This is a genomic window from Rhodopseudomonas infernalis, from assembly GCF_022271405.1.
Taxonomy (GTDB): Bacteria; Pseudomonadota; Alphaproteobacteria; order Rhizobiales; family Xanthobacteraceae; genus Rhodopseudomonas; species Rhodopseudomonas infernalis.
The window spans coordinates 44,819-71,571 of the sequence record NZ_JAJNAL010000026.1 but is presented as its reverse complement, the minus strand read 5'-3'; the positions used below and the strand labels follow the sequence as shown (position 1 = coordinate 71,571).

Genomic DNA, 26,753 nt, shown 5'->3' with positions numbered 1-26,753 from the left:
CCCGGCACGTATTGCGGCCGCCGACGGCTCTGCCCGTCCGTGCGGCCGATGGATTGGGGGGAGACGGATGTTTGTGCGCGTTCTCGACAGGCTCGAGGAAATCCTGATCGCGACCATGATCGGCGGCGCCACGCTGCTGATCTTCGTCGCCGTGATGCACCGCTATCTGGTGGGCATTCCGCTGTTCTACCCGATCCTGTTTCCGATCGACCTGTCGTGGGCGCAAGAGCTGTGCATCTACATGTTCGTGTGGATGGCGAAGTTCGGCGCGGCCTATGGCGTGCGCACCGGCATCCATGTCGGCGTCGACGTGCTCGTCAACAATCTGCGGCCCAATTGGCGCAAGGCGACGATTCTGTTCGGGCTTTTCTCCGGCGCGTTCTTCACCGCGGTGATCGGCACGATGGGGGCGAAGTTCGTCTACGGCCTGATCGACACCAACCAGACCTCGCCCGATCTCGAGATCCCGAGCTGGATCGTCTATCTGTGCATTCCGCTCGGCTCCTATCTGATGTGCTTCCGCTTCCTGCAGGTCGCCTATCACTTCATCCGTCACGATCATCTGCCGCATCACGACCACAGCCACGTCGAAGGCATCGATGAACCGCACATGCCGGGATCGGCGGCGGCAGCGGCGGAGGCGGTGCGATGAATACCGCGCTGATCTTCGGCCTCCTGATCGTGCTGATGCTGACCGGCATGCCGATCTCGATCGCGCTCGGTCTGACCGTGCTGTCGTTCGTGTTCCTGATGACCAACGTGCCGATCGAGGCGGTGTCGCTGAAGCTGTTCACCGGCATCGAGAATTTCGAGATCATGGCGATCCCGTTCTTCATCCTCGCCGGCAATTTCCTGACTCATGGCGGTGTCGCACGCCGCATGATCAATTTTGCCACCACCATGGTGGGGCACTGGTACGGCGGCCTCGGACTCGCCGGCGTGATGGCCTGCGCGCTGTTCGCCGCGGTGTCGGGCTCGTCGCCCGCCACCGTGATCGCGATCGGCTCGATCATGTTGCCGGCGATGGTGAAGCAGGGCTTCCCGAAGCGGTTCGGTGCCGGCGTCATCACCACGTCGGGCGCACTCGGCATCCTGATCCCGCCGTCGATCGTGATGGTGGTGTATTCGGTCGCGACCGGCGGCTCGATCGCGCTCGATCCGGCCGGCAACCGCGTCTCGTCGGCCTCGGTTGGCCAGTTGTTCATGGCCGGCGTGATCCCCGGCATCATGTTGGCGACGCTGCTCGGTGCAACGACGTTCTACCGCGCCTGGAAGCACGACTATCCGCGGCTGCCGCGCGCGACCTGGGCCGAGAGCTTCGTCGCGTTCCGCAAATGCATCTGGGGGCTGCTGCTGATCGCGATCGTGCTCGGCGGCATCTATGCCGGCTGGTTCACGCCGACCGAAGCGGCGGCGATCAGCGCCGTCTATGCGTTCGTAATCGCGGTGTTCGTCTATCGCGACCTGTCGCTCAAGGACGTGCCGAAGGTGCTGCTCGGCTCGGCGAATATGAGCGCGATGATCCTCTACATCATCACCAACGCGGTGCTGTTCTCATTCCTGATGGCGAACGAGAACATCCCGCAGCAGATCGCCAACTGGATGTCGACCGCCGGCGTCAACTGGATCGTCTTCCTGTTGGTGGTGAACGTGCTGCTGCTGCTGGCCGGCAACGTGATGGAAGCGACCTCGATCGTGCTGATCATGGCGCCGATCCTGTTCCCGGTGGCGGTCAAGCTCGGCATCCACCCGGTGCATCTTGGCATCCTGATGGTGGTCAACATGGAGGTCGGCATGTGCCACCCGCCTGTCGGCCTCAATCTGTACGTGGCATCCGGCATCGCCAAGATGGGCATCACCGAGCTCACCATCGCGGTAATGCCGTGGCTGCTGACGATGATCGCGTTTCTCGGCGTCGTCACCTATGTGCCGGAGATCTCGCTGTGGCTGCCGCGCATGCTCGGCATGTTGTGAGGCGGCATGAACCTGTGCTGAACAGTTCGGCACTTGCCGGCCCGAACACACGACACGCGTAGTAACACCGGCCCAACATGACATCTTGGTCATGTCGGGCTTTCTGTCCAAAGCGTAAGTTGATCGGGCAGGGCGGCAAGCTCATCCTCGGGAGACCTTTCCACGGAGGTCTCCATGAACAAGCTTCTGCTTGCCGGCGCGACCGCGCTGGTTCTCGCCGGCTCCAGCGCCGCCTATGCCCAGCAGCGCGGTTGGTTCGATCATCATCGCGACCACCGGCCGTGGGCGAGCGCCGAAGACCGCAGTGCCTTCGCCGATGCGCGGATCGCCGCGGTGCATGCCGGGCTCAAGCTGACACCAGATCAGGAAAAGCTGTGGCCGCCGCTCGAGGCTGCGGTGAAGGATTTCGCCAAGCTGCGGATCGACCGCGCCGAAGCGCGGATGAAGGCGCGCGACGACGATCGAGACAGCAAGCCGCTCGATCCGGTCGCCCGGCTGCATGACCGCGCCGATCACATGGCCACAACCGCTGCCGCGCTGAAGAAGATCGCAGACGCCGCCGACCCGCTCTACAAGTCGCTGGATGAAGGCCAGAAGCGCCGCCTGCGCGTGTTGACGCGGTTCGAAGGCGGACATGTCTGGGGCGAGGGGCGCTGGCACCGCCACCATCCGCGCATGCACCGCGACGATGACGACCGCGGCCCGCGCCGGGAACGCAGCTTTGAGCGCGGCTCGGATGAAGGCCCGGGCTCCGAGCGCGGCAGCGGGGCGGAGCGGTTATAGGAGATCGGGCTGCCCCGACATTCTCAGTCGCCGGGCGCGCCCGGCGGCTGCGCTCGATCCGCAAGCCGCCCGTCTTGCCCGATCGCGAGCCGCAAGTCCGGCGATGCGACCATCCATCGGCCGCGCGCTTGGCAGAGAGGCCGCTCGACCTTCGGAAGTCGCGGACCGCAGAGCTCAGGCCACATGCCAGCCGCTGCCGAGTGCGCCGATGCCGCCGCTGCCCGATTGCAGCGCCGTCCCATTCATCCGCCACTGAGCCAATTGCGCGCCGTTCTGCAGCAGGATGTCGGCATGCCGATCGCCGTCGAAATCGCCGGTCCCTGCCACGCTCCAGCCGGAGCCCAGAGTGGAACTGACGTTTCCGCTACCACCCAAAACGGATGTGCCATTCATCAGCCATTCGGCCAGCACCTGTCCGTTGCGCAGCAGGATGTCTGAAGAGCCGTCGCCGTTGAAATCGCCGATCCCCGCCACGCTCCAGCCAGACCCGAGCGAGCTGATGGTGCCGCTGCCCGGCAGGATCGTCGTGCCGTTCATCAGCCATTCGGCGAGCTGGGTGCCGTTCTGCAGCAGGATGTCGTCGTTGCCGTCGTTGTTGAAATCGCCGGTGCCGACAACACTCCAGCCCGTCCCCAGGGATGAATTGAGACTGCTGCTACCCGGCTGAAGGGTGGTGCCGTTCATCAGCCATTCGGCGAGCTGCCCGCCGTTTTGCAGCAGGATATCGTCGCGCCCGTCGCCGTTGAAATCGCCGGTGCCGACGACGTTCCAGCCCGCGCCTAGAGCCGAGCTGATGGTGTTGCTACCCGACTGCACCGTCGTGCCGTTCATCTGCCATTCGGCAAGCTGGGTGCCGTTCCGCAGCAGGATGTCGGCATGCCCATCCCCGTTGAAATCGCCGGTGCCCGCCACGCTCCATCCGGAGCCGAGTGCCGAAGCAAGGCCGCCGCTTCCGGCCAGCACCGAAGTGCCGCTGATCAACCATTCGGCAAGTACCTGACCGTTCTGCAGAAGCAGGTCGGAGCGGCCGTCGCCGTTGAAATCGTTGCGGACCGTCGCGGTCGATGAATCGAACAGGGTTGTGGTTGCGACCGTGACGCCGTTGCTGAAGTGCACGTATTCAAAATTTCTCAAGGTGTCGACGCCGGCCGATCCGTTGATCACGAAATTCGAGGCGCTGCCCGACAGTGTGTAGCCGTAGCCGTAGCTGTAGCTGAGATAGACCGTGTCGCTGCCGCCGCCGCCGTCGACGACGTTGTTGACGTTGTCGCTGGACAACTGGATGGTGTCGTTACCTCCACCGCCGATCGCATTTTCAATGACAGCTCCAACGGCGATCGAGACATTGCTGGTCAGGCCTCCGATATTGGAGAAGCTGCCCGAAATGAGACTGATAAATTCGCTCGCGCCGTATCCGGAGCAATCGAGCGTATCGATGCCGCCACCGTCCCATATGCAAAGGGCAGCCGAGGTGTTGACCGAAAAATCGTAGATGCCTCCAACATTGGAGTGGAATCCATAGATGCTGTTGCCCGAACGGGTCGACGTGTTCGCTCCATAAATCTGCTGCAACGCGTAGATGTCGTAAAGCATCAACGTGTCGGGATATCCGCCTAAATTCGCGCCGGTGTTGGCTTCATCGAAGTAGCTCATCACCGAATACTGTACCGTGTCTTCGGTAAATTGGGCGCTGTTGGCATAAGTGGGGGAGACACCAGGTCCGGCATTATAAAGTCCCGGATGAGTGAGTCCCACGGTGTGGCCGAGCTCATGCATTAGGGTATAAAAGCTGTAGGATCCGACCGGCACCGACGTGGTCGAACTGCCGCCGGCAAGATTGATATGAATATTGCCGGCTTGGCTGCCGGGATCTGTCGAGCCGGGATAGGCGCCGTATCCACCGCTCCCATCGGAATTGTTGTAGTTGGACAACAGGATGGTCGCGTTATCGGTGTAGCTGCTCGCCACGTTGAAAGTCAGCCCGCAGACGTCGCTGTAATAGGCCAGAATGGAATGAACCGCAGCGATCTGTTCGGACGAAAATTGGGAGAAATTTGGCTCCAGATTGTCGTTGGTCAGCCGGAAACCGACGGTCACCGTTGCCCCGGTGCCGGGCGTCGCGCTCCATGAATACTCGTAATTCGATGACGAATCGTACGCGTCGATGATGCCGGCACCCATCGGAATGTCGACGATCGCGCGCGATCCTGCTGCTATCGAAATCCCATACCGCCCGGTACCGCTATTTCCAAACGCGGCAGCATCAATGTAGTACGATCCAGATGTTGTCGCCGTATACGTCAAGACCGAATTGTTGTTCGGAAGTCCGTCATCGTTCTGAGCGACAAGGGTACCGGCCGCGTTAAGAATCCGAAGATATGAATCAGGGACGCCGCCGATTCCTGTGCCCACCATGGCAAAGGTGTAAGTTTGGCCGGCCACGAGGTTTACCCGATACCAGTCATGATCGCCGGACGATGCGATGGTACCCTGTGCAGTTTGGCCAATGCTGAGATTGTAAGAGGTTGATGTGCTGGCAGCTGCGTCCGTTGTCTCGATAACGCTCGGAAGGATGGGCATCGTCGACGCTCCTATGAGAGCAAAATTATTCTGGCTTGCGTGAAGCCGCAATACTCATACCAGTGCAGTTTGCGACGGATCAGGCAACTACACTTTTGGTGAAGGTGCCTCTCTGTACCACAACGAATTATATATCCGTATATTGAATAATGCTGAGATATCATCAACAACATTCGTAAGATGAGCGCCCCGCATTGCGGGCGCATCGTCCCCTTTTTCTCCAGACGGCGGTCGGTTTTTCCTTGCGGCACGATGCACAAGAGTCAGTGGCCTCCGCTGACTTACCACCTGCTGAGCGGCTCAATTCCGGATTGATCGCGCTATCGATCGTCGCTGGCCATTTTCGGATCGCGGTCGAACCGGCGCAGCTTTCTCACGAACTGGGACTCGGGCAGCGCGTTGCGGGTTGCGATGATATCATCCGCGCGGCCCATCGGCTGGGGCTCAAGGCACGGGTGCTACGCGGGCCGGGAGCGAAACGGATCGCGGCCATTCCGTTACCGGCGATGGTCAGCCTCACGGACGGCCGCTTCGCCGTGCTGGCGTCGCGGCATGCGGATGGCCGGCTCCGGATCGGCTTTCCCTGGGACAAGACATTTCGCGATGTGACGCTCGACGAGTTCGTCGACATGTCCGATGGCGACGTGATCCTGATCGGGCGCCGGCTGGGCGGCGCCGGCGCCGATCCAGGCACCTTCGGATTCCGTTGGTTCTTCCAGTCGGTGTGGCGATACCGAAAGCCTCTGACTCATGTGCTGGTAGCTTCGCTGTTCATTCAGGCGTTCGGTCTGATGACGCCGCTGCTGTTCCAAGTGGTCATCGATAAAGTCCTGATCCACAAGGCGATGTCGACGCTGCTGGTGGTCGTGATCGGTCTCGGGTTGATCGGAATCTTCGAGGTCGCCCTGCAGTATCTGCGGTCCTACGCACTCAGCCACACCACCAGCCGGATCGACGTCGAACTCGGCACCCGGTTATTCGATCATTTGCTGCGACTGCCGCTGGCTTATTTCGAGACCCGCGCGGCGGGGCAGACCGTGGCGCGGGTGCGCGAACTGGAAACCATCCGGGCATTCCTGACCGGGCAGGGCCTGACTTCTGCGCTCGATGTGCTGTTCACCTTCGTGTTCGTCGCGGTGCTGCTGGCCTATTCGGTCAGCCTGACGGTGATCGTGCTGCTGTCGCTGCCGATCTACATCGTGATCGCGATGGCGATCCGGCCGATCCTGCGCGAGCGGATCAACGAGCGCTTCAACACCGGCGCCAGCAGCCAGCAGTTTCTGGTCGAATCGATCGTCGGCATCCACACCCTGAAGGCCGCAGCGGTCGAGCCGATCCTGCGGACGCAGTGGGAGGAAAAGCTCGCCGCCTATGTGCGGGCGTCATTCCAGGCCGTGGTGCTCTCGAGCCTCGGCCAAAGCCTGATTCAATATGTCAGCAAGGCGACAACGGTGCTGGTGCTGTTCTTCGGGGCCCAGGCGGTGATCAACGGCGAGATGACGGTGGGCGGACTGATCGCCTTCAACATGATCATGAACCAGGTAACGGCGCCGATCCTGCGGCTGTCGCAGTTGTGGCAGGATTTCCAGCAGGCCCAGGTGTCGATCGAACGGCTCGGCGATATCCTCAATTCGCCGCCGGAGGGCCAGCGCCTCGGCCAGGTGAGCCTGCCGCCAGCGCGCGGTGCGGTCAGCATCGATGGTGTGACGTTCCGTTATACGCCGGGCGGCACCGAGACGCTGTCGAATATCGATCTGCGCATCCCGGCCGGCCAGATCGTCGGCATCGTCGGCCCGTCCGGCTCTGGCAAGTCGACGCTGACGAAACTCATTCAGCGACTGTATCGCCCCGATCTCGGCCAGGTCCTGATCGACGGCGTCGATATCAGCCAGGTCGATACGGCTTGGCTGCGCCGTCAGATCGGCGTCGTGCTGCAGGACAACATGCTGTTCAACCGAACCATCCACGATAACATCGCGCTGGCCAATCCCGGCATGAGCCGCGCACAGGCTATCGCGGTAGCGCGGCTTGCCGGTGCCGACGAGTTCATCGCCAAGCTGCCCCTCGGCTACGACACCATGGTGGAGGAACGCGGCGCCAACCTGTCGGGCGGTCAGCGCCAGCGCGTAGCCATCGCCCGCGCTTTGGCGACGCAGCCGCGCATCCTGATTTTCGACGAGGCCACCAGCGCACTGGACTACGAGAGCGAGCAAATCATCCAGAGCAATATGAGCGAGATCGTCCGCGGCCGCACGGTGATCATCATCGCGCATCGGCTCGCCGCGGTGCGGATCTGCAATCGGATCGTGGCAATCAAGGACGGCCGCGTGGTCGAAGACGGGACCCATGAGGAATTGCTCCGGCGGCCCGAAGGCTTTTACGCCAGGCTGTGGCGCCTGCAGTCTGGAACGGCAGCGCCGGACGAGCAGTCGGTCCGATCGCCGCATCGGGCTGGCGCCGAGCACCGGGCGAAGTGAGGGCGATCGATGGCAGGGCAGAAACCCGCAGGCAGCCAAGGCACCGCCACAGCCGCGCGGTTGCCACGGATCATCGCGCCGAAGGACCGTGAATTCCTGCCAGCGGCGCTCGAAATCATCGAGACGCCATTGTCCGTCGTGTCGGTGGCGCTGATCTGGCTGATCTGCGCGATGTTCGCCGCGGCGCTGCTGTGGTCCTGTCTTGGCCGGCTCGAGATCTACGCGGTGGGGCAGGGCAAGATTCAGCCGGTCGGTCGATCCAAGGTGGTGCAGCCGCTTGGCCCCGGCAAGGTTCTGGCGGTGTTTGTGCGCGACGGCAGCGAGGTGGCCGAGGGGGACCTACTGCTCGAATTGGACGGCAGCGAAACCGCGGCCGATCAGGAGAAACTCCGGCTCGATCTGGAATCCGCCGAGGCGGAGGCGACCCGGCGCCGGTGGGCGATCGAGACCGCGCGCGGCGTATCGTTCGCGGCGATCCCATCGTTCGGCGGCGGCATCAGCGCCGCGGTCCGCGACCGCGAGCAGCGCGCCTTGGACGCCGATCTGGCACAGCTCGACACCAGCCGGCGGACGCTCGAAGGTCAACTGGCGCAACAGCTGGCCGCGCAGTCCCGGCTGGACGGAAGCGTTGCTGAGCGGGGCCGGCTGATCGCGCTCAGCAAGGAACGGGTCGATATCCGCAAGGCCGCGGAGAGCAAGGGCGCGGGGTCGCGCGCTCTGATCATCGATGCGCTCACGCAATATCAGAGCGAACTGGTGACGCAGGCCAATGACGAAGGCCAGCTTCGCGAGATCGGCGCGACGCTCCAGCAAACCGCCAGCAAGATCGCGGAGGTCAACGCCAAATTCGTCGCCGAGCAGATGCAGAAGCTGGTCGACGCAGAGCGCAAGCGCGAACAACTGCAGCAGGATCTGGGCAAGGCTCAGGTTCGGCACGCGCGGATGCAGTTGCGCGCGCCGATCTCCGGCACCGTGCAGCAGCTCGCGGTCACCACAGTCGGGCAGGTGGTGGGGGTCAGCCAGCCGCTGATGGTGATCGTTCCGCGCAACGCGCCGTTGGAGATCGAGACCATGATTCTGAACCGGGACATCGGCTTCGTGACCGTGGGGCAGCCGGCGGTGATCAAGGTCGAGAGCTTTCCGTTCACCCGCCACGGCACCCTCGACGGCACCGTTACGAAAGTGTCGAGCGACGCCGTCGACCTGCGGGATGCGCCGAATCTATCGGACGCCGCGGCGCCGACCAAAGCCTCGGGGCTATCGCCCAGTTCGCCGACCAACCGGCCCGAGTTGGTGTTTCCCGTCACCATCGCTCTGCCCCTCAAGTCGATCGCGATCGATGGCCGGCGGGTGAGCCTAGTTCCCGGCATGACCGTCACCGTCGAAATTCAGACCGGATCGCGCCGCGTCATCGATTATCTGTTGTCGCCGCTGCGCGAGGTCGCGGCACAGGCCGCGCATGAACGATGAACCAGGCTGTTTCGAAGGCGAACGACAGCATCACGCCCACGGAGGGCTGTTCGGGACCGCCGAGGCGGCGTCGGACCTGGCGCTGCTGCCCACTCGCGCCACCGTCGCCGCCAGGCCAGCGACCCAGCCGATTGGTTTGCTGCTGAGAGTCGCGGCCAGCGAGGCCCACGATAATTTTGCACATGAAAAATGCCGAAATACAGCCGTCACCGTGCTGGACATCTCCGATCCGCTTTGCTAAACGCAGCCGTCCCCGCAAGGGATATCCGGACTTGGTCCGGGCGCATAGCTCAGTTGGTAGAGCAGCTGACTCTTAATCAGCGGGTCCCAGGTTCGAGCCCTGGTGCGCCCACCATCCCTTCAAAGACTTCGCAGGTATGGCACGTCCGAATGATTTCTTTCATTCGGGCAATCGACGCGAACGCGCCGAGCCTCGCCGCATCCTGAAGCGCCGAACCGCGCTGCGGCTCAGCGCCCTGTGATGGAGTCGAAGGCTCGGCTCAATTCGTGCAGTTCGTACGGCTTGCGCACCATCGGAAATTCCAGATTCGATCTCAGCGCGGCGTCGCTGTAGCCGGTGGTGAGGATGATGGGCAGCGAAGGGTAGTCGCGCTTCAGTTGGCGGGCAAGGCCGAGCCCGTCCATTCGGCCGGGCATCACGATGTCGCTGAAGACAACATCGATCCCATCCTTCTCGATCTCGATCAGCGCCAGCTCGGCATTGGGAGCCCATTTCACCCGATAGCCGAGCTCTTCGAGCAGCATTGCGCTGGCACTGGCGACCTCAGGATTGTCCTCGACGAGAAGAACCGTGTTTGCTGCCTTCTCAACCGGCTCGGCGCTGTCCTGCGCTTCGGCGCGCGGTAGCCAAATCGCCACTTCTGTGCCTTCGCCCACTCGGCTCTCCACTTCCACTCGGCCGCCGGCCTGATTGGCGAAGCCGTGGACTTGCGACAGTCCGAGGCCCGTGCCCTGACCGACCGGCTTGGTTGTGAAGAATGGGTCGAACACCCTGGCCAGCACATCCGGCGGAATGCCGACGCCGTTGTCTTTGACCGAGATGCGCACGAAGTCCCGTGTGGTGCTCCGCGCCTGGTGATTAGCGGCGCTAATCCGGACCTCACCGCCGTCGATCAAGGCGTCGCGCGCGTTGACGCTCAGATTGATGAGTGCGGTTTCGAGTTCGGCCGGGTCGACGAACACACGCCAGACGTCCGGCGGCATATCGAAGATCAGCGACACGTGGCTGCCAAGCCCGGCGCCTAAAACGTCCTGCATTGATCCGATCGTTTGAATCAGGTCGAGCTGGACTGGGTTGACCTGCTGGCGGCGGGCGAAGGTGAGCAACTGGCGGGTCAGGTTGGCGCCGCGCCGAATGCTGGTCTCCATCGCCTCGATGACCTTGAGAATGTCGCCATCGCTGGTCGATCGCTTGATGCGGCGCAGACCGCCTGTGAGGCCCATCAGCAGATTGTTGAAGTCGTGCGCGACCCCGCCGGTCAGCTGACCGAGCGCATCCATCTTGCGCGACTCGGCCAACTCGGCCTGCACCCGCTCGAGCTTTTGCAGGGCTTCGCGGCGTTCGGTAATATCACGCGTAATCTTGGCGAAGCCGATCAGTGCGCCGGTGTCGTCGCGGATTGGATCGATCACGACGCTTGCCCAGAAGAAGCTGCCGTCCTTGCGGACGCGAAAGCCTTCCTCCTCGTAGCGCCCCATCTCGCGAGCGGTCTGGAGCGCAAGCGCCGGCTTTCCGGCCTTTCGATCGGCCGGTGTATAGAAACGGCTGAAATGCTCGCCGATGATCTCGGCGGACTGATAGCCTTTGATCCGAGCCGCGCCGGTGTTCCAACTCGACACGATGCCGGCCGCATCGAGCATATAGAGCGCGTAGTCCGTAACGCCCTGGACGAGAATCCGGAAAGCCCGCTCGCTTTCAAAGAGCTCGCGTTCCGGCCCCATCCCTCGTGTCATTAGGTCGCTCCGAAAGCTGTAAAACAACTCCTGGCTGCTTTTGTTCCTTGATCGCCCTAATGAGTGAAGGGGTCCGTAGGGCAAACAATCTTGTTTGCGTGGGCTTGGGCCGGGGACGTCCAGGATTCAGGAGACCATGCCGCAGCGATCTCCTCCGAGGCGCCGAATTTCTCGCAGCGGGACGTGGCGGAACCGAGCGTGGAGCACCGACGGATCGCAACTTGTCGCAAACGCCCGATTGTCTCCCCGAGAGGCTGGCTCGTGCGCCTGCGGATACACCAGCGTGCCACGGAGGTTAATGTCCAGGATCGCTGCATCGCAGCTCGTCGGCTATTCCAGCGCCTCGTCGAGCGTGGCAACAGGTCCCGCGATCTGTGCGCTATACTGTGCGAGGGAGTTCGCCTGGTCCTGAGCCATGAAGTATTCGTCCTCAGCGATCAAATACGGCGGAGGCCGGAGAGTGCGGTCTCAGCCGCCATAGTAGAACTCGCGCGCAAGATAGCCGCCACTGACGCGCGTCAACGGGAGTTTTCGCGTTCTTGCAGCCAAGCGATGATGCCCCGCGCCGCTTCCGCCGATCGGGCGCGCTCCTGCCAGACACCCCGTATCTCTACATTGCCGCTTTCATCCGCCTCGCGCTTCCAGCGTTCGGAGCACAACGACAAACGCTCCTCGAGCGACAGCTGCTGTCTGGTCCTGTTGCGACGTTTCTTCACGATGATCCTTCCCGTTGCTTCGAAAAGGCTAGCGGCGGACGTCCCGGTCGGCATTCACCTATGCTAATGGACGTTCCGGAAGCTGCTGACACCCTGCGCGGCTCCGATTGCGGGAAGTTGATGCGTGGCACAACAGCTTAAACCGAGCCTGTCGGTGACCTGAGCGACGGATCACCCCAGAGGGAGTTGGATCGTGCAGCGAAGCCCGTCCGATTCGAAGTCGAGCTGCGTCGTGGCGCCAAGTTCGTAGGCCAGCAAGCGCGTGAGAACCTCGGTGCCGAAGCCGTCCGCCCCGGATTTTCCGACCGCCACCTCGTCGTACTCTTTCCACAGAAACGTCAGCGTCGGCGTCCGACCCGTCTCGTCCACCCGCCAGTTGATTTCGACCCGGCCGGTGCTGCCGCCGAGACTGCCGTGCTCCACCGCATTGACGGTCAGTTCGTGAAGCGCCAACGCCAACAGCTGACCCATCCGCGGCTGCAAGGCGAGTTCGGGGCCGGATAGCAGAACGCGTACGCCATCGAGTGGACGATAGTGCAGCAATTCGTCCGTGAGGAGCTTCTGCAGCTCGATGATGCCCTGTTCGTCGGCGATCGACTGCACCCGCACGATCGCGTCAAGACGATCTTCGAGCAGCCCCATATAGGCGTCGATATCGGTCCGGCTTTCGGCGGATTTGCGGATGACCATGCGGAGCAGGGCTACCGTGCTGCGCAGCCGGTGGCGGAGTTTGTTCGGTGCGTCGTGCTGATCGAGCAACTGACGCAGCCGGTAGTTGTCCGCCACTAATTGCGCGATCCGGGTCGCCGAAGCTCCGTCTACCATTCACGGCCTCCGTAGTTGGTTGCTGATCACGATCATCGATCGACTCACGCGTTGGCCCCTTCCGGATGAAGGTAGCCCTCGTCGAAGAACGACAGCTCCCGCAACCCATGGAGGTCGTTGATCGTCAGACGTCGGCCGCGGAGCGACATCAGACCTGTGCGGCGCAACTCCTGCAGGGATCTGTTGACGTGGACCATCGAGAGGCCGAGCAGGTCGCCGAGATCTGCTTGAGTCACGGGCATTTCGTAACCCATTCCGTCGACGAGACCGACCATGTCGAGCCGAAGATGCAACTCGCAGAACAAGTGGCCGAGTCGCTCGGTCGCGGTGCGTCGCCCAAGGCTGACGAGGTGCTCGCGATCAATTGCCGTGGAGACCAGCAGGTCCCACCACAATGCCTCCTCGATGCGTGGACTGCTCGTCACCGCGGACTTGAGCCGCTCGACCCGGACCGGCGACATGATCACGGGCGTGAGCGTAGCGACCGAATGATCCATGAATCGCGGAAGCATGCCGAACGGCTCGCACAAATCGCCCGGGATAAACAACGAGATGATCTGACGCTGACCGTTTGCGAGCGTCGAATAGCGACAGGCCCAACCCTCCACAATGAGTGGCAAAGCATGCGGTCGAATGCCTTCTTCGGCGACGTCCTCGCGCGGGCTGACGGTTCGCGCGGGGTCTAGGATACTCATCAGCACCGATTCATCCTCGGTCGTGAGGCGAGCGCCGAAACGCAACTTACGCAAAAGCGGATGAGTCATATCGATGGTGCTCCAAACTTCTTTCGCGAAACGGTAATAGACGTTCAATCTGCTGCGCATGATGCACGTCCTCTCGCAATGCTGCATTCACCTCAAAAGTGGTGTTCTGCAGCTCAGGCGCTATGCCACGCGGTGCGCGAGTGGAGTGCGATGTGGTGTTCGTCGGCGAGGGCGCGGAAGTCGGCATGGGCGAGGTATCACCGGTGCTCCTGCCGACGTCGGAACTTGTCGTTCGTCTGGTGGCAAGCGCGCGCCCCGATGCCCGATCCGCGACGTTTGCGGTGACAACCCGGAGTGGTTGGCCGTGTTCCTTTTGGACTGGAAGACCGCCTGACAAAGCAGAGGCAAACAAGAGGCGGCGTCGACACGATTTTGCCATAGGTTAGAGACCGGAAGTCGGCACCAATCTATTGTCTGCTGGGCCTTCTTGTTTTGAAGAAAGCGATTTCGTCGGAGGAACCCAGATGACGGATGATTTCGATCCGCGAACGCGGGCCAGCATGGATGCTGCCCTGGAGCGGGTTTGCGGAACTCTACAGAACGGGGAGCAACATTCGGTTCGCGCGCGCATAGCTGCGCAGATTTCCGAGTGTGCTCGCGCGGGCGGTCGCACTGTGCAAGAACTCGAAGCCGCGGGGCAGGCTGCGGCGACGCGCAATGGATTGCGTAGCGAGACGCGTCTTCGCCAGTGACAGCGCGAACGAGCACCGAGCGCCCGTTCGTCTCGTTCCATGTATTCGATCGCTATTCGGCCTTGGCGTCCGACCAGAACATCGACAACGTAACCCCGACGCTGCAAGTTGCAGATGATCGTCCTGGCGTTGCGGCCGATCTCAGGCGCTGGCGTCGCTGACCGTTTCTCCCAGTCTGTCTCGGCTCTCGAGCACGGCCATCGCCAGCAGATATTCGAGATGGGCGAATTTGAGTTCATGGGCGAGCTGCAGCGCCTCGCGCAGGTGGTGGACGAGATCGACCGATTTTGTGGTGTTATATGACATGGCGTATTCCTCGAGCATCGGATGCCCGGCCGTGCGCCGGCCACCCGATGCTGGTAGACGGGTGGCCGGGTCGTTATTTAGCAGTTCGCGCTCCGATTGTCGGGCCAGTCAGCTTCTGCGCCATTTCCAGGTGGTGGTTGAGCGCTGGGAGGGTCTTCGCGGCCCAGTCTTTCAACTCCGGAAGGTCGCCGTCCTGCGCATAGCGCTGGAACAGCGCGATCGCGTCTTTGTGCGCCGCGACCTGCTGACTGGCGTAGAGCGCATGGAAATCCTCGCCGCGCGCATTGTTCAGCTGGTCGTATTTGCCTTGATGCGCGCTGTCGAGTTGGCTCGGAATATCGATCTTGAGCCCGCGGACGACGATCAATTGCCGCAGCTCGGACGAGGTCTTGCCATGGTCTTCGATCATTTGATTGGCGTAGCCCTTCTGGGCGTCGGTGCCGCGCGCCAAGGCCAGGCGCGACGATGCGATCTCGAACAGGTCGGAAATGCCCACCTGTGTGATGAATTGCTGTGTCGCGGTGCTGATCGCCGGCGCCTGTGCGCTGCTCGATTGGGCGGCGGCGGTTTGCACCATCGGCGGGGCTGCGACCAGAAGGCAGCTGAGAACGAGGGCTGTGGTTGTTTTCATTGATGATCCTTGCGTGAATGTCGACCACGAGGTGCTGGTTGCTCGAAGCTGAATCAGCTTGCTCGGCGCGGCTTTGTTGCTCAACCGGGATCAAATGGCCGGGTTCCAAAGCTCGTGCATTTCTGCATCGGGCCAAACGCCGCGATCGCAAAAAGATGTCTACGCAGCTTGACGATGAACCGTCATCGCGAGCTTTCGCGTCGAGCAGCGGCGGAACAGCCACGCCGCCGCAGCTTAGGAACAACTAACCAACCGCGGTCTCACCTTCGGCATGGCGCAGACGCCCGTGCAGCGCTATCTGCCGCAGCTGCCGGCACGGATCGAGAGAGGCGAGATCGATCCGAGCTTCGTGATCACGCATCGCGCGACGCTGGAAGAGGGCCCGGAGCTCTACAAGACGTTCCGCGACAAGAAGGACGGCTGCATCAAAGTCGTCATGACGCCCTGACGCAGCTCGTCAATGGCGGGCGTCCGGATCGCAACGTCGGTATGGCGCTATCCGTCCCGGCGTTTCGATAACGGAACGACGGCCCGATTGGTCGATTGATGGCCAATCATCGGAGAACGACATGCCGCCCTCATATCCCAAGCCGCCCTTTCCGAAACAGCAACAGCCCATGCCGGGCGCGACCGCCGCGATGCAGCCGCGGCCCGACCACGGCGAAGCCAGCTACAAGGGGTCCGGCCGCTTGCAGGGCCTCAAGGCGCTGATCACCGGTGGCGACAGCGGCATCGGCCGCGCCGTCGCGATCGCGTATGCGCGCGAGGGAGCTGACGTACTGATCTCCTATCTGGACGAGCACGATGATGCGGCCGAGGTCAAAGCGCTGATCGAGCAGGAGGGCCGTAAGGCTGTGCTGGTATCCGGCGATCTGCAAAGCGCCGACCATTGCCGGGCGGTGGTGCAGAAGGCCGTGGACGAATTCGGCGGCATCGACATCCTGGTTAATAACGCCGCCCACCAGGCGACCTTCGACGATATCGGTGATATCAGCGACGAGGAATGGGAGCTGACCTTCCGCGTCAATATTCACGCGATGTTCTACCTGACCAAGGCAGCGGTGCCGCACATGAAGCCGGGCGGCGCCATCGTCAACACCGCATCGGTGAATTCGGACATGCCCAACCCGTCGCTGCTGGCCTATGCGACCACCAAGGGGGCGATTCAGAACTTCACGGCCGGCCTTGCGCAGATGCTGGCCGAGAAGGGCATCCGTGCCAACGCCGTTGCGCCGGGCCCGATCTGGACGCCGCTCATTCCCTCCACGATGAAAGAGGACACGGTGGCGAATTTCGGCAAGAACACGCCGTTGAAGCGAGCCGGCCAGCCTGCCGAGTTGGCGACAGCCTATGTGATGCTGGCAGATCCGCTGTCGAGCTACACCTCTGGGACGACGGTGGCGGTGACCGGAGGCCGGCCGTTCATCTAGAGCGGTTGTGCTTCTGATACGGCCGTCATCCTGAGAGCCTGACCGAACGCGCCGTTTGACATCAGGCAGGTTCGTTTTCACCAAGCCCGGCCGTGACGGAATTGGTGAGTGGGGCAGCACGGCCGTCAAGGTTCGTCGTGTCGCGAGTTTGCGCCCGCGCAAACTCGGCGTTGCTCGCGCGCGTAATGTCTGAACGTGGACATACGCACGGCGCGGTGTTCGAAAGTGATCTCAGCCGCAGCAACGCAGCGCCAGCTCGCCTCTGAAAAAGGATAAGCAACAACCGACGTGCAGACTAAGCACGGGGCTGTTGCGGATAGCCGAATGATCGATTGGCCCGCCATCGCCCGCGCCGTTCACGTGCTGTCCATCGTGCATTGGATTGGCGGGCTCGCATTCGTGACCTTCGTGATCCTGCCGAGCCTGCGCGAGTTCGAGGCCGAGCGGCGGCTTGCTGTGTTCGATGCGCTGGAGCGGCGCTTCGCCTGGCAGGCGCGGATTTCCGTGCTGCTGGCCGGGATTTCCGGCTTCTATCTCTTCGATGCGTTCGGCCATTGGGACCGCATCGCCGATCCGAGCTTCTGGTGGCTGCACGCAATGATCGCGCTGTGGGCGCTGTTCATGGTGATGCTGTTCGTCGCCGAGCCGCTGTTTTTGCACGCCTGGTTCGAGGCCCGCGCGCGGCGTGATCCCGACGGCGCATTTCGGGGCGCGCTGCGCGGCCACCGCGTGCTGAGCACGCTGGCGCTGATTACTGTCGCCGGCGCCGTGGGCGGGGCCCACGGGTTGTTCTGACAGCGCCGCCGGTCAGGGATGCGTCTTCGGGGCCGTTGGAAACGACGCCGCGAGCAGATGCGTGACCTTCGGCTCGGCGGCGGCGTGGTAGCGCCGAACGGAATCCTGCACGATGCGATCCGCATTGGTGACGCGCTGATGCTGGCGCAGATGTTCGAGCCAGGACGCGACCTGAAACACTTCGAGAAAGCGGCCCTTGTCGGCGGCGTCTTCGAAGACATCCCACGCGTAGGCGCCGTCGCGGCGGCGCTGGTGGCTGAGCTTCTGCAGCGCGCGCAGGAAGTCGTCGCGCTCCTCCGCCGCGATCCGATACTCGACGGTGATCAGCACCGGGCCCTGATCGGGCTCGGCCTCGATTGCCAGCACCGGGGCCGGCCAGTGCATCGACGGCGCAAGATCTCGGGTGGCGCCGCCGCGTAACTTCCAGCGCCACGTCAGCGCGACGCCGATGATCGCGCCGGCAGCCGCCACGAAATGCGCGATCGGCAGGCCGTACGATGAAGCGATCTGACCCCACAGCGCGCTGCCGGCGGTCATCGCGCCGAAGAACACGGTGACGAACATCGCCAGGCCGCGGCCGCGGACCCAATCCGGCAGCGATACCTGGACCGAGACGTTGAGATTGGCCAGCACCGCGATCCACGAGACGCCGGCCAGCATGCAGGCGACAAAGCCGAGCTCGACGCGGGTGACGCTGCCGAGCATCGCCAGGCTGATCGCGGTGCCGATCGTGCCGGCGGCGACGAGACCATCCGGGCCGAGACGCTTCTTCAGCCAGGGCAGCAGGAAGGCGCCGACGATGGCGCCGAGGCCGATCGCGCCAAGCAGGATGCCGTAGAGCTCGGGGCCACCGGCGATCTGCGTGCGCGCCACCAGCGGCAGCAGCGCCCAATAGGCACTGGCGAAGAAGAAGAACGCCACCGCGCGCACCAGCGTCGCGCGCAGGTCCGGATTGTAGCGCGCGTGGCGGAAGCCGATCACGATCGCGCTCATCAGCCGCTCGGCCGGCAGCGTCGTGCTGCGGGTCGACACCGGGCGCCACCACATCAGCGCGCCGATCACCGCGAAGTTGCTGAGCGCATTGATCCAGAACGGCGCCGCCATGCCCATCACGCCGATCACTACGCCGCCAAGCGCCGGGCCGATTGCACGGCTGATATTGATGCCGACGCCATTGCTGGCGACTGCCGAGGCGAGATGCTGCTTCGGCACCAGATCTGGCACGATCGCTTGCCAGGCCGGCGCGGCGAATGCGGCGCCGGCGCCGAGCAGGAAGGTGAACAACAGCAGCAGAGTCGGGTTCATCAGGCCGAACCACACCAGCAGCGCGCTGGCGACGGCGAACACGGTGAGGACGATTTCGATCAGGATGAGAAAGCGCCGCTTGTCGATAATGTCCGACAGCGCGCCGGCCGGGATGGCGAACAGAAACATCGGCAGGCTGGAGGAGACCTGCACGAGCGAGACGGTGAGGGGATCGGCTTCCAGACTGGTCATCAGCCAGCCGGAGGCGGCGTTGTACATCCAGGTGCCGACATTCGCGACCACGGTCGCGGTCCACACCACCGTGAACGCGGTGTGGCGGAATGCCACCCACGCGGAGCTGTTGGCTTCGACGTGCGCGGGGCGGTCGCCGGCTGGCTGCATGAGGTCCTCGATGCGCCCAAGCCGCGTTTTGCGGCGGAACTGATTGCGCTGTTCGGCAGAGTAGCTCCGGCGCGGCCGGCGGACTTGCAGGCTTCTGCGGTGGTTTGAACGATTCGGTGATCTACGCCCGACCACGCGTTCGTGCAATCGGCGACGGGTTCGTCCAAGCCCTGCGCGGCGATCTTGCGCAAGGTGGTGCACGAAGCTGACGCAGCTCCGCGTCGCCCACCTCCCTTGGAGATATGCAATGTCGAAACTGGATATGCTGACCCCCGAGAACAGCGCGATCGCGCTGATCGACTATCAGCCGGCGATGTATCAGGGCGTGCAGTCCCATGACCGGCTCGTCGTGTTCAACAACATTCAGATTCTCGCCAAGGCGGCGAAGCTGTTCAAGATTCCGACCGTGATCAGCACGGTGGCGAAGGATTCGTTCTCGGGTCCGTTCATGCCGGAAGTCACCGACCTGTTTCCGAACCACGACATCATCGACCGCACCTCGATGAACTCGTGGCTCGACCCGAACTTCCGCAAGGCCGTCGCTGCGACCGGGCGCAAGAAGTTCGTCGTTGCCGGCTTGTGGACCGAGGCCTGCGTGATGTTCCCGACGCTCGATATGCTCAAGGAAGGCTACGAGGTCTACATCCCGGCCGATGCCTGCGGCGATCTCTCGTTGGAAGCGCACAACCGCTCGATGGAGCGGGCGATCCAGGCCGGTGCGGTGCCGATCACCTCTTGCCAGTACGCGTTCGAGCTGCAGCAGGATTGGGCGCGCTCCGAAACCTACGACGGCATGATGGACATCCTGCGCGCGCACTCGCCCTACGGGATCCAAATCCGCTTCTCCAAGTGGGCTCTGGGCGAGCACGCCTCCGAGGGCGGCACCAAAGCCGCGTAACTCCGGCTTCCCGCGGGAGAGCGCGATGAAAGTCTATCTGCTGTCCCTCGGCGCCGGCCTGCTGGTCGGCGTCATCTACAGCCTGATCAACGTCCGCTCGCCGGCGCCGCCTCTGGTGGCGCTGGTCGGGCTGCTCGGGATTTTGGCCGGCGAGCAGATCGTGCCGCTGGCGCGGCAGATGAGCGCCGGCCATGGCCTCGCGGCCGCGTGGCGACAGGCGAAATGCACGCCGCACCTGTTCGGAATGTTGCCTGGTCAGCGCGACCAGACGCCCGAGCAACCCCATCCACCGGAGAAGACCTCATGACCGACGCCCCGGACATCATTCTGCATCGCGGCCTGTTCACGACGCTCGACCGCTCGAACCCGACCGCCAGTGCGGTCGCCATCAGCGGCGGTCGCTTCACAGCGGTGGGGCATGACCGCGAAATCCTGGCGCTGGCTGGGGCGTCGACCAAAGTGATCGACCTGAAGGGCAAGCGCGTGCTGCCTGGGCTGATCGACAATCATCTCCATATCATCCGTGGCGGCCTGAACTTCAACATGGAGCTGCGCTGGGACGGCGTGCGCTCGCTGGCCGACGCGATGAACATGCTGAAGCGCCAGGTGGCGATCACGCCGCCGCCGCAATGGGTGCGCGTGGTCGGCGGCTTCACCGAGCATCAGTTCGCCGAGAAGCGATTGCCGACGATCGACGAACTCAACGCCGTGGCGCCCAACACGCCGGTGTTTCTGCTCCATCTCTATGACCGCGCACTGCTCAACGGCGCCGCGCTGCGCGCCGTCGGCTACACCAGGGACACGCCGGAGCCGCCCGGCGGCGAGATCACCCGCGACGCCAACGGCAATCCGACCGGGCTTCTCCTCGCCAAGCCGAACGCCAACATCCTGTATGCGACGCTCGCCAAGGGCCCGAAGCTGCCATTCGACTATCAGGTGAACTCGACCCGGCACTTCATGCGCGAGCTGAACCGGCTCGGCGTCACCGGTGCGATCGACGCCGGCGGCGGGTTCCAAAACTATCCCGATGATTACGCGGTGATCCAGAAGCTCGACGACGAGGGCCTGCTGACGATCCGGCTCGCCTACAACCTGTTCACGCAGAAGCCGAAGGGCGAAAAGGAAGACTTCCTCAACTGGACCAAGACTTCTAAATACAAGCAGGGCAACGACTACTTCCGCCACAACGGCGCCGGCGAGATGCTGGTGTTCTCGGCGGCGGACTTCGAAGACTTCCGGGTGCCGCGGCCCGACATGCCGCCGGAGATGGAAGGCGAGCTCGAAGAAGTGGTTCGCATCCTGGTGCAGAACAAATGGCCGTGGCGCCTGCACGCGACCTACGACGAGACGATCTCGCGCGCGCTCGACGTGTTCGAGACCGTCAACCAGGACACACCGCTGGACGGGCTGCACTGGTTCTTCGATCACGCCGAGACGATCTCCGACCAGTCGATCGACCGTATCGCCGCGCTCGGCGGCGGCATCGCCGTGCAGCATCGGATGGCCTATCAGGGCGAGTACTTCGTCGAGCGCTACGGCATCGGCGCCGCCGAAGCGACGCCGCCGGTGAAGAAGATCATCGACAAGGGCGTCAAGGTCTCGGCCGGCACCGACGCGACGCGGGTGGCGTCGTACAACCCGTGGGTGTCGCTGTCGTGGCTGGTGACTGGTCGCACCGTCGGCGGGATGCGGATCACGCCACAGCGCAATTGCCTCGATCGCGAGACAGCGCTGCGGATGTGGACCGAAAACGTCACCTGGTTCTCCAACGAGGAAGGCAATAAGGGCCTTATCGCGACCGGCCAGCTCGCCGATGTCGTGGTGCCGGACCGCGATTACTTCGCCTGCAGCGAGGCAGAGATCGCCGACACGACGTCGTTGCTGACGATGGTCGGTGGCAAGGTGGTGTACGCCGCCGGCGACTTCGCCAAGCTCGATGACAGCGCGCCGCCGCCGGCGATGCCGGACTGGTCGCCGGTGCGACGGTTCGGCGGCTACGCCGCCTGGGCCGACGAGCCGCAGGCGAAGGCCGCGGTGTCGGCTCATGCGATGGCGTCGTGCGGCTGCGCCAATTCCTGCAACGTTCACGGCCACGACCACGCCACCGCATGGTCGAGCAAGCTGCCGATTGCCGACCTCAAGAGCTTCTGGGGCGCGCTCGGCTGCGCGTGCTGGGCGGTGTGAGGTGAGGCGGATGGGCGAGCCGCGCTGGGTGGCGACGATGCTGTCGTCGCCGCTGCTGTGGCACGCCGCGCGGCTGGCGCTGGTGTCGGCCTATCTGCTCGGCGGGGTCGCCAAGCTGATCGACTTCCCGGGCGCCATCGCCGAGCAGGAGAGGTTCGGTCTGCATCCCGGCGCGCTGTGGGCGGCGCTCGCGATCGTCGTCGAACTCGGCGGCTCGGTGCTGGTGCTCGCGGATCGGCTGGTCTGGCTCGGCGCCGGTGCCCTCGGTGTCCTCACCTTGGTGGCGATGCTGACCGCGAATGCCTTCTGGGCCGCACCTGTCGCCGAGCGCTGGATGCTGACCAACGCGTTCTTCGAACATCTCGGGCTGATCGCGGGCTTGGTGCTGGTGGCGATCCTGTCCGGCCGTAAGCGATCGACTTCCTGACACCCGCAAGGACACCTCCATGAAACAATTCTCGAAACCCATTCTGCTGCTGGTAGTCGCCGCGCTGCTGAGTTCGCCCGTGGCGGCAAAGCAGGTGAAGCAGCCGGTGGCCGTCGCGCCGCAATACGATACGACGCACGTCTATGTGGCGCCCGAGGATGTCGACAAATTCGCCGCGAGCTTTCTGGCGACGTTTGGGGGCCACAGCACCAAGCAGGTGGTGGCGACGGTGACGCCGACGCCGAGCAGTACGACGTCGCAACTGCTGCAGACGCCGTTCGGCACCGTCTCGCTGTTCGGCTTCAAGACGCCGATTCCGTATCCGTTCGGTGCCGAGCGCAATGGTTATCTGGTCAGCGACATCGACGTCGCGATCAAGCAGGCTCGCGCCGCCGGCGCCTCGGTGATCGTATCGACGTTCCCGGATCCGATCGGACGTGATGCCGTCGTGCAGTGGCCGGGCGGTGTCAACATGCAGCTGTATTGGCACACGACCAAGCCAAACTACACGGCGTTCGAGACGATCCCGGAAAACCGCGTCTATGCGCCGGCCGACCGCGCCGATGCGTTTGTGCGCAGCTTCGTCGCGTTCTCGCACGGCAAGATCGTCTCCGAGACCGCGAAGGCATCCGGCGCCGAGATCGGCAGGCCCGACGCCACGATCAGGCGGGTGCGGATCGAATCCGCTTTCGGCAAGATGGTGGTGCTCGTGACCGATGGCCATCTGCCGTATCCGTACGGTCACGAGACCACCGGCTACGAAGTCACCGATCTCGCGGCGACGCTGAGCAAAGCGAAAGCAGCGGGCGTGACGGTGCTGACCGAACCCGCTACGTTCGAGGATCGGACGGCTGCGATGCTGCGGTTTCCCGGCGGCTATGTGGCCGAGATCCACGCCGTGGTGGCCAAGCACGCCGTGACGAAGTGACGGCGCGCCGGAGTTGAGCGAGGGGGCGCGGTGAGAGGAAGGATCGAGGCTGGTGCTGCGAGGACCGTGCTGCCGTTCGGGGCGGCGCTGGCCTTTGCGCTGGCCTTGTCGCTGCCGGCACAGGCCGCTGACGAAGCGACATCGGGCACGGCGGCGGCCCCGACGCGGCCCGCGATCCAGTCGAACCGCTGGGCCGAGGACTGGTCGGTGCTAGCCGATCCGCGGCTGCGCACCGAGCCGTTCGACTCGCTGAAATACATTCCGCTGTGGGCGAGCGATCCGAAGAGCTACGTGTCGCTCGGCGCGACGTTCCGACAGCGCTTCGAATCCAACGATGCGGCCGGCTTCGGCACCGCAGGGGCGCGGTCCGACAGCTATTTCATCCAGCGTCTGGAGGTCCACGCCGACGTGCATTTCGATGAGAACTGGCGCGCCTTCGTCCAGCTCGAGGACGATCGGGCGTTCGACAAGATCGTCGTCACCTCGGCCGATCAGGACCGCGCCGATCTGCGGCTAGCATTTCTGGAATACACGCGGACGTTTGCGGACGGGACCCTGAAGGCGCGGGTGGGGCGCCAGGACTTTCTGTTCGATCTGCAGCGCTTCGTCTCGTCGCGCGATGGCCCCAACGTGCGGCAGTCGTTCGATGCGATCTGGGCCGACTGGGAGACGGGCGCGTGGCGCTTCATCGGATTCGTCAGCAGGCCGGTGCAGTATTTCGACGTTCGGCCGTTCGACGATCGCTCCGACGATCGGTTTCGTTTCAGTACGGTCCGTATCGAGCGCAAGGTGCTCGGCGACAACGAGCTATCGGGTTATTATTCGCTGTATGAGCGGGCGGATGCAAAATATCTCTCCGCGTTTGGTGACGAGCGGCGCCACGTGTTCGACATCCGCTTCGCCGGCAAGGCCGAGCAGATCGACTGGGACCTAGAGGCAATGGGACAACTCGGGCAGGTCGGCGCCAGCACGGCGCGGGCATGGGCGGTCGGCGCCCGCGCGGGCTACACGCTGAACGCGGCGTGGCAGCCGCGGCTCGGGCTGCAATTCGATGCGGCGTCCGGCGACAACCGGCCCGGAGATGGCGTGCTCGGCACGTTCAATCCGCTGTTCCCGAACGGCTATTACTTCACGCTCGCCGGCTACACCGGCTACGCCAACCTCGTTCACCTCAAGCCGTCGCTGACGATCAGCCCCGCGCCGCGGCTGAAAGTGATGGCGGCAGCCGGTTTCCAGTGGCGGGCGACCACGGCGGACGCGATTTATGTTCAACCGAGCAATCCGATCGCCGGAACGGCCGGCACCGGCACTCCGTGGACCGGCGCTTACGGTCAGCTCCGCATCGACTACGCCTTCGACGCGCATCTCACCGGCGCGATCGAGGCGGTGCATTTCGAAGTCGGCGACACCATCCGCAACGCCGGCGGCCGCAGCAGCGATTATCTCGGGGCGCAGTTGCTATACGGATGGTAGGCCGACGTTGACAGCAAACGGCCCGGCGCGACGTGATGTCGGGCCGGGCCGCTTGTTTCGGTGTTGTGGCGCTTACGATTTCACGAAAGCGAGCAGATCCGCGTTCAGCACGTCGGCGTGGGTGGTCAGCATGCCGTGCGGGTAGCCCGGATAGGTCTTCAGCTTGCCGTTCTTCAGCAGCTTGACCGAGAGCTTCGCCGAATCGTCGATCGGCACGATCTGGTCGTCCTCGCCGTGCAGCACCAGCGTCGGCACGCTGATCGCTTTCAGGTCGTCGGTCTGGTCGGTCTCGGAGAATGCCTTGATGCCGTCGTAGTGGGCGTTGGCGGCGCCCATCATGCCCTGGCGCCACCAATTGTTGACGACGCCCGGCATCGTGGTCGCGTCCGGCCGGTTGAAGCCGTAGAACGGGCCGGCGGGCACGTCGAGGAAGAACTGGGCTCGGTTGTCGGCCAGCGCCTTGCGGAAGCCATCGAACACTTCGATCGGCAGGCCGCCGGGGTTGGTCTCGGTCTTGAGCATCAGCGGCGGCACCGCCGAGACCAGCACGGCCTTGGCGACGCGGCCCTGCGGCTCGCCGAACTTGGCGACATAGCGCGCGACTTCGCCGCCGCCGGTCGAGTGGCCGATATGTACGGCGTTCTTCAGGTCGAGGTGCTCGGCGACGGCTGAAGCGTCGGCCGCGTAGTGATCCATATCGTGGCCGGTGTCGACCTGCGAGGAGCGGCCGTGGCCGCGGCGGTCATGAGCGACGACGCGATAGCCGTGCGCGCGGAAGAACAGCATCTGCGCATCCCAATCGTCGGACGACAGCGGCCAGCCGTGATGAAACATGATCGGCTGCGCCGACTTCGGACCCCAATCCTTGTAGTAGATGTCGACGCCGTCCTTGGTCTTCACATATCCGCTGGTCATCGGGTGGTCTCCTTGTTGAATACGGGTAGGGGTGGTCGGCCGTGCGAGCGAGGCCGGGTCACGAGGTTGATACTGCGGTGACGGCCGAGATGATAACCTCGGCGACTGCTCGGGGCTGTGACAGGATTGAAAGATGGCTGGCTTCCAGTTCGCTGGTGGTCGCCTTCAGGCGCGCCGCCAGCTCGCGTTGCAGCTCGATGCTGACGACGCGATCGTTTGCGGAGACGATGTACCAGTTCGGCCGCGTCTCCCAGGCCGCCTCGGTGATCTTGTCGCCGAACGTCGATTCCGGCAGCGGCGGCTGGACCACAGCGAGCACGCGCGCGTCGGCTTCGGGAAGGTCCTGCGCCACGTCGTTGACCCAGCCTTCGGGGCTGAGCTTCAGCAGGCCGGGGCCCGCCTTGACGATCTGGCTCAGGCCGGGCGGCGACGGATGTGAGCCGACCAGATCGCCGACCGACTCGCCGGCCTTGGGCGGCAGCGCCGCCACGAATACCAAAGCTTTGACCTTGGCATCGTTGCCGGCCTGGGTAATCACCGCGCCGCCCCAGCTGTGGCCGACCAGCACCACCGGACCAACGATCGCGTCGAGCACGAGTTTCGTCGCTTCGACGTCTGCGGCAAGCGATGTCGTCGGGTTCTGCACGGCGACCACCGCGATGCCGCTCTGGAGCAGATAAGGAATGACGAGCCGCCAGCTCGAGCCATCGGCCCAGGCGCCGTGAACGAGCACGACCGTGGGTAACGACGGTGTGGGTGTGGCCATGCGGGATGCCTCCTGTTCGGGTTTCGTATCTCCCGCAAGATTTAGGCCGAACAGGTCGCTGCCTCTTGTCAGTTCGCATGGTGCCTTGAAGATTTCGC

At 63.8% G+C, this 26,753-nt stretch carries 24 protein-coding genes, 1 tRNA gene and 1 pseudogene; 16 read left to right on the top strand and 10 right to left on the bottom strand.

What is annotated here, in order from left to right; translation table 11 throughout:
• Nucleotides 1–67 precede the first annotated feature (67 nt).
• The 3 genes from LPW26_RS17310 to LPW26_RS17300 all read left to right on the top strand — a co-directional run bounded on the left by LPW26_RS17310 (nt 68) and on the right by LPW26_RS17300 (nt 2,757).
• Entirely contained in the window at nt 68–652 is a 585-nt protein-coding gene (locus tag LPW26_RS17310; RefSeq protein ID WP_238736724.1) for a TRAP transporter small permease, read from the top strand.
• Nucleotides 649–1,974: a TRAP transporter large permease gene (locus LPW26_RS17305; RefSeq protein ID WP_238736723.1), complete on the top strand. Its 1,326-nt coding sequence runs from the start codon at nt 649–651 to the stop codon at nt 1,972–1,974. Before LPW26_RS17310 ends, LPW26_RS17305 begins: the two co-directional genes overlap by 4 nt.
• A 174-nt stretch (nt 1,975–2,148) precedes the next feature.
• Nucleotides 2,149–2,757: a Spy/CpxP family protein refolding chaperone gene (locus LPW26_RS17300; protein ID WP_238736722.1), complete on the top strand. Its 609-nt coding sequence runs from the start codon at nt 2,149–2,151 to the stop codon at nt 2,755–2,757.
• A 174-nt stretch (nt 2,758–2,931) separates the two neighbouring features.
• On the opposite strand, the gene LPW26_RS17295 is transcribed toward LPW26_RS17300, so the two are convergent.
• Nucleotides 2,932–5,337, bottom strand: coding sequence for a M10 family metallopeptidase C-terminal domain-containing protein (locus LPW26_RS17295; RefSeq protein WP_238736721.1), 2,406 nt, complete (start codon nt 5,335–5,337; stop codon nt 2,932–2,934).
• 242 nt (nt 5,338–5,579) lie between these two features.
• On the opposite strand from LPW26_RS17295, the gene LPW26_RS17290 reads away from it, so the two are divergent.
• From LPW26_RS17290 to LPW26_RS17275, 4 genes are all read left to right on the top strand, one after another.
• The gene (locus tag LPW26_RS17290) at nt 5,580–7,814 is read left to right on the top strand and encodes a type I secretion system permease/ATPase (RefSeq protein ID WP_249785247.1); all 2,235 of its coding nucleotides are present in this window, start codon (nt 5,580–5,582) and stop codon (nt 7,812–7,814) included.
• A 9-nt stretch (nt 7,815–7,823) separates the two neighbouring features.
• The gene (locus LPW26_RS17285; RefSeq protein ID WP_238736719.1) at nt 7,824–9,284 is read left to right on the top strand and encodes an HlyD family type I secretion periplasmic adaptor subunit; all 1,461 of its coding nucleotides are present in this window, start codon (nt 7,824–7,826) and stop codon (nt 9,282–9,284) included.
• Nucleotides 9,274–9,525 (top strand): hypothetical protein, encoded by a 252-nt coding sequence (locus LPW26_RS17280; RefSeq protein WP_238736718.1) that lies wholly within the window; start codon nt 9,274–9,276, stop codon nt 9,523–9,525. The genes LPW26_RS17285 and LPW26_RS17280 overlap by 11 nt, the downstream gene beginning before the upstream one ends.
• A gap of 38 nt (nt 9,526–9,563) precedes the next feature.
• Nucleotides 9,564–9,639: transfer RNA gene (locus LPW26_RS17275), tRNA-Lys, on the top strand.
• A gap of 113 nt (nt 9,640–9,752) precedes the next feature.
• Here LPW26_RS17275 and LPW26_RS17270 read toward each other — a convergent pair.
• The 6 genes from LPW26_RS17270 to LPW26_RS17245 form a co-directional block, all read right to left on the bottom strand.
• On the bottom strand, nt 9,753–11,258 hold the full coding sequence (locus LPW26_RS17270) for an ATP-binding protein (protein WP_238736717.1): 1,506 nt from the start codon (nt 11,256–11,258) through the stop codon (nt 9,753–9,755).
• Between the two features lie 518 nt (nt 11,259–11,776).
• On the bottom strand, nt 11,777–11,974 hold the full coding sequence (locus LPW26_RS17265; RefSeq protein ID WP_238736716.1) for a hypothetical protein: 198 nt from the start codon (nt 11,972–11,974) through the stop codon (nt 11,777–11,779).
• A 171-nt stretch (nt 11,975–12,145) separates the two neighbouring features.
• Entirely contained in the window at nt 12,146–12,760 is a 615-nt protein-coding gene (locus LPW26_RS17260) for an HWE histidine kinase domain-containing protein (RefSeq protein ID WP_238736715.1), read from the bottom strand.
• Between the two features lie 83 nt (nt 12,761–12,843).
• Nucleotides 12,844–13,623 (bottom strand): Crp/Fnr family transcriptional regulator, encoded by a 780-nt coding sequence (locus LPW26_RS17255; RefSeq protein WP_406677785.1) that lies wholly within the window; start codon nt 13,621–13,623, stop codon nt 12,844–12,846.
• A gap of 773 nt (nt 13,624–14,396) precedes the next feature.
• On the bottom strand, nt 14,397–14,561 hold the full coding sequence (locus LPW26_RS17250; protein WP_238736714.1) for a hypothetical protein: 165 nt from the start codon (nt 14,559–14,561) through the stop codon (nt 14,397–14,399).
• A gap of 73 nt (nt 14,562–14,634) precedes the next feature.
• Entirely contained in the window at nt 14,635–15,276 is a 642-nt protein-coding gene (locus LPW26_RS17245; protein WP_238736713.1) for a DUF4142 domain-containing protein, read from the bottom strand.
• A gap of 166 nt (nt 15,277–15,442) precedes the next feature.
• Between LPW26_RS17245 and LPW26_RS17240 the strand changes: the two are divergent.
• The 3 genes and pseudogenes from LPW26_RS17240 to LPW26_RS17230 all read left to right on the top strand — a co-directional run.
• A pseudogene (locus LPW26_RS17240) lies at nt 15,443–15,640 on the top strand (glutathione-dependent formaldehyde dehydrogenase); the annotation flags it as partial.
• 121 nt (nt 15,641–15,761) lie between these two features.
• On the top strand, nt 15,762–16,622 hold the full coding sequence (locus LPW26_RS17235) for an SDR family oxidoreductase (RefSeq protein ID WP_238736712.1): 861 nt from the start codon (nt 15,762–15,764) through the stop codon (nt 16,620–16,622).
• 324 nt (nt 16,623–16,946) lie between these two features.
• Entirely contained in the window at nt 16,947–17,417 is a 471-nt protein-coding gene (locus LPW26_RS17230; RefSeq protein ID WP_238736711.1) for a hypothetical protein, read from the top strand.
• Between the two features lie 12 nt (nt 17,418–17,429).
• On the opposite strand, the gene LPW26_RS17225 is transcribed toward LPW26_RS17230, so the two are convergent.
• Nucleotides 17,430–19,064 (bottom strand): MFS transporter, encoded by a 1,635-nt coding sequence (locus tag LPW26_RS17225; protein WP_238736710.1) that lies wholly within the window; start codon nt 19,062–19,064, stop codon nt 17,430–17,432.
• Between the two features lie 247 nt (nt 19,065–19,311).
• Between LPW26_RS17225 and LPW26_RS17220 the strand changes: the two genes are divergently transcribed.
• Genes LPW26_RS17220 through LPW26_RS17195 form a run of 6 tightly spaced genes read left to right on the top strand, consistent with a single transcriptional unit; the run spans nt 19,312 to nt 24,974 of the window.
• Complete coding sequence (locus LPW26_RS17220) at nt 19,312–19,962, top strand: hydrolase (RefSeq protein WP_238736709.1); 651 nt, start codon at nt 19,312–19,314, stop codon at nt 19,960–19,962.
• A 25-nt stretch (nt 19,963–19,987) separates the two neighbouring features.
• Complete coding sequence (locus tag LPW26_RS17215; RefSeq protein ID WP_238736708.1) at nt 19,988–20,269, top strand: XapX domain-containing protein; 282 nt, start codon at nt 19,988–19,990, stop codon at nt 20,267–20,269.
• Nucleotides 20,266–22,146, top strand: coding sequence for an amidohydrolase (locus LPW26_RS17210; RefSeq protein ID WP_238736707.1), 1,881 nt, complete (start codon nt 20,266–20,268; stop codon nt 22,144–22,146). Before LPW26_RS17215 ends, LPW26_RS17210 begins: the two co-directional genes overlap by 4 nt.
• A 10-nt stretch (nt 22,147–22,156) precedes the next feature.
• Nucleotides 22,157–22,573 carry a DoxX family protein gene (locus LPW26_RS17205; RefSeq protein ID WP_238736706.1) on the top strand — a complete coding sequence of 139 codons (417 nt, stop codon included), beginning with the start codon at nt 22,157–22,159 and terminating at the stop codon, nt 22,571–22,573.
• 19 nt (nt 22,574–22,592) lie between these two features.
• Nucleotides 22,593–23,501 carry a VOC family protein gene (locus tag LPW26_RS17200; RefSeq protein ID WP_238736705.1) on the top strand — a complete coding sequence of 303 codons (909 nt, stop codon included), beginning with the start codon at nt 22,593–22,595 and terminating at the stop codon, nt 23,499–23,501.
• A 30-nt stretch (nt 23,502–23,531) separates the two neighbouring features.
• Nucleotides 23,532–24,974, top strand: a complete 1,443-nt coding sequence (locus LPW26_RS17195) for an alginate export family protein (RefSeq protein ID WP_406677780.1) — start codon at nt 23,532–23,534, stop codon at nt 24,972–24,974.
• A gap of 72 nt (nt 24,975–25,046) precedes the next feature.
• Here LPW26_RS17195 and LPW26_RS17190 read toward each other — a convergent pair whose 3' ends face one another.
• Both LPW26_RS17190 and LPW26_RS17185 read right to left on the bottom strand, forming a co-directional pair.
• Nucleotides 25,047–25,889, bottom strand: a complete 843-nt coding sequence (locus LPW26_RS17190) for an alpha/beta fold hydrolase (RefSeq protein WP_238736704.1) — start codon at nt 25,887–25,889, stop codon at nt 25,047–25,049.
• A 58-nt stretch (nt 25,890–25,947) separates the two neighbouring features.
• Nucleotides 25,948–26,655 (bottom strand): alpha/beta fold hydrolase, encoded by a 708-nt coding sequence (locus LPW26_RS17185; protein ID WP_238736703.1) that lies wholly within the window; start codon nt 26,653–26,655, stop codon nt 25,948–25,950.
• Between the last annotated feature and the right edge of the window lie 98 nt (nt 26,656–26,753).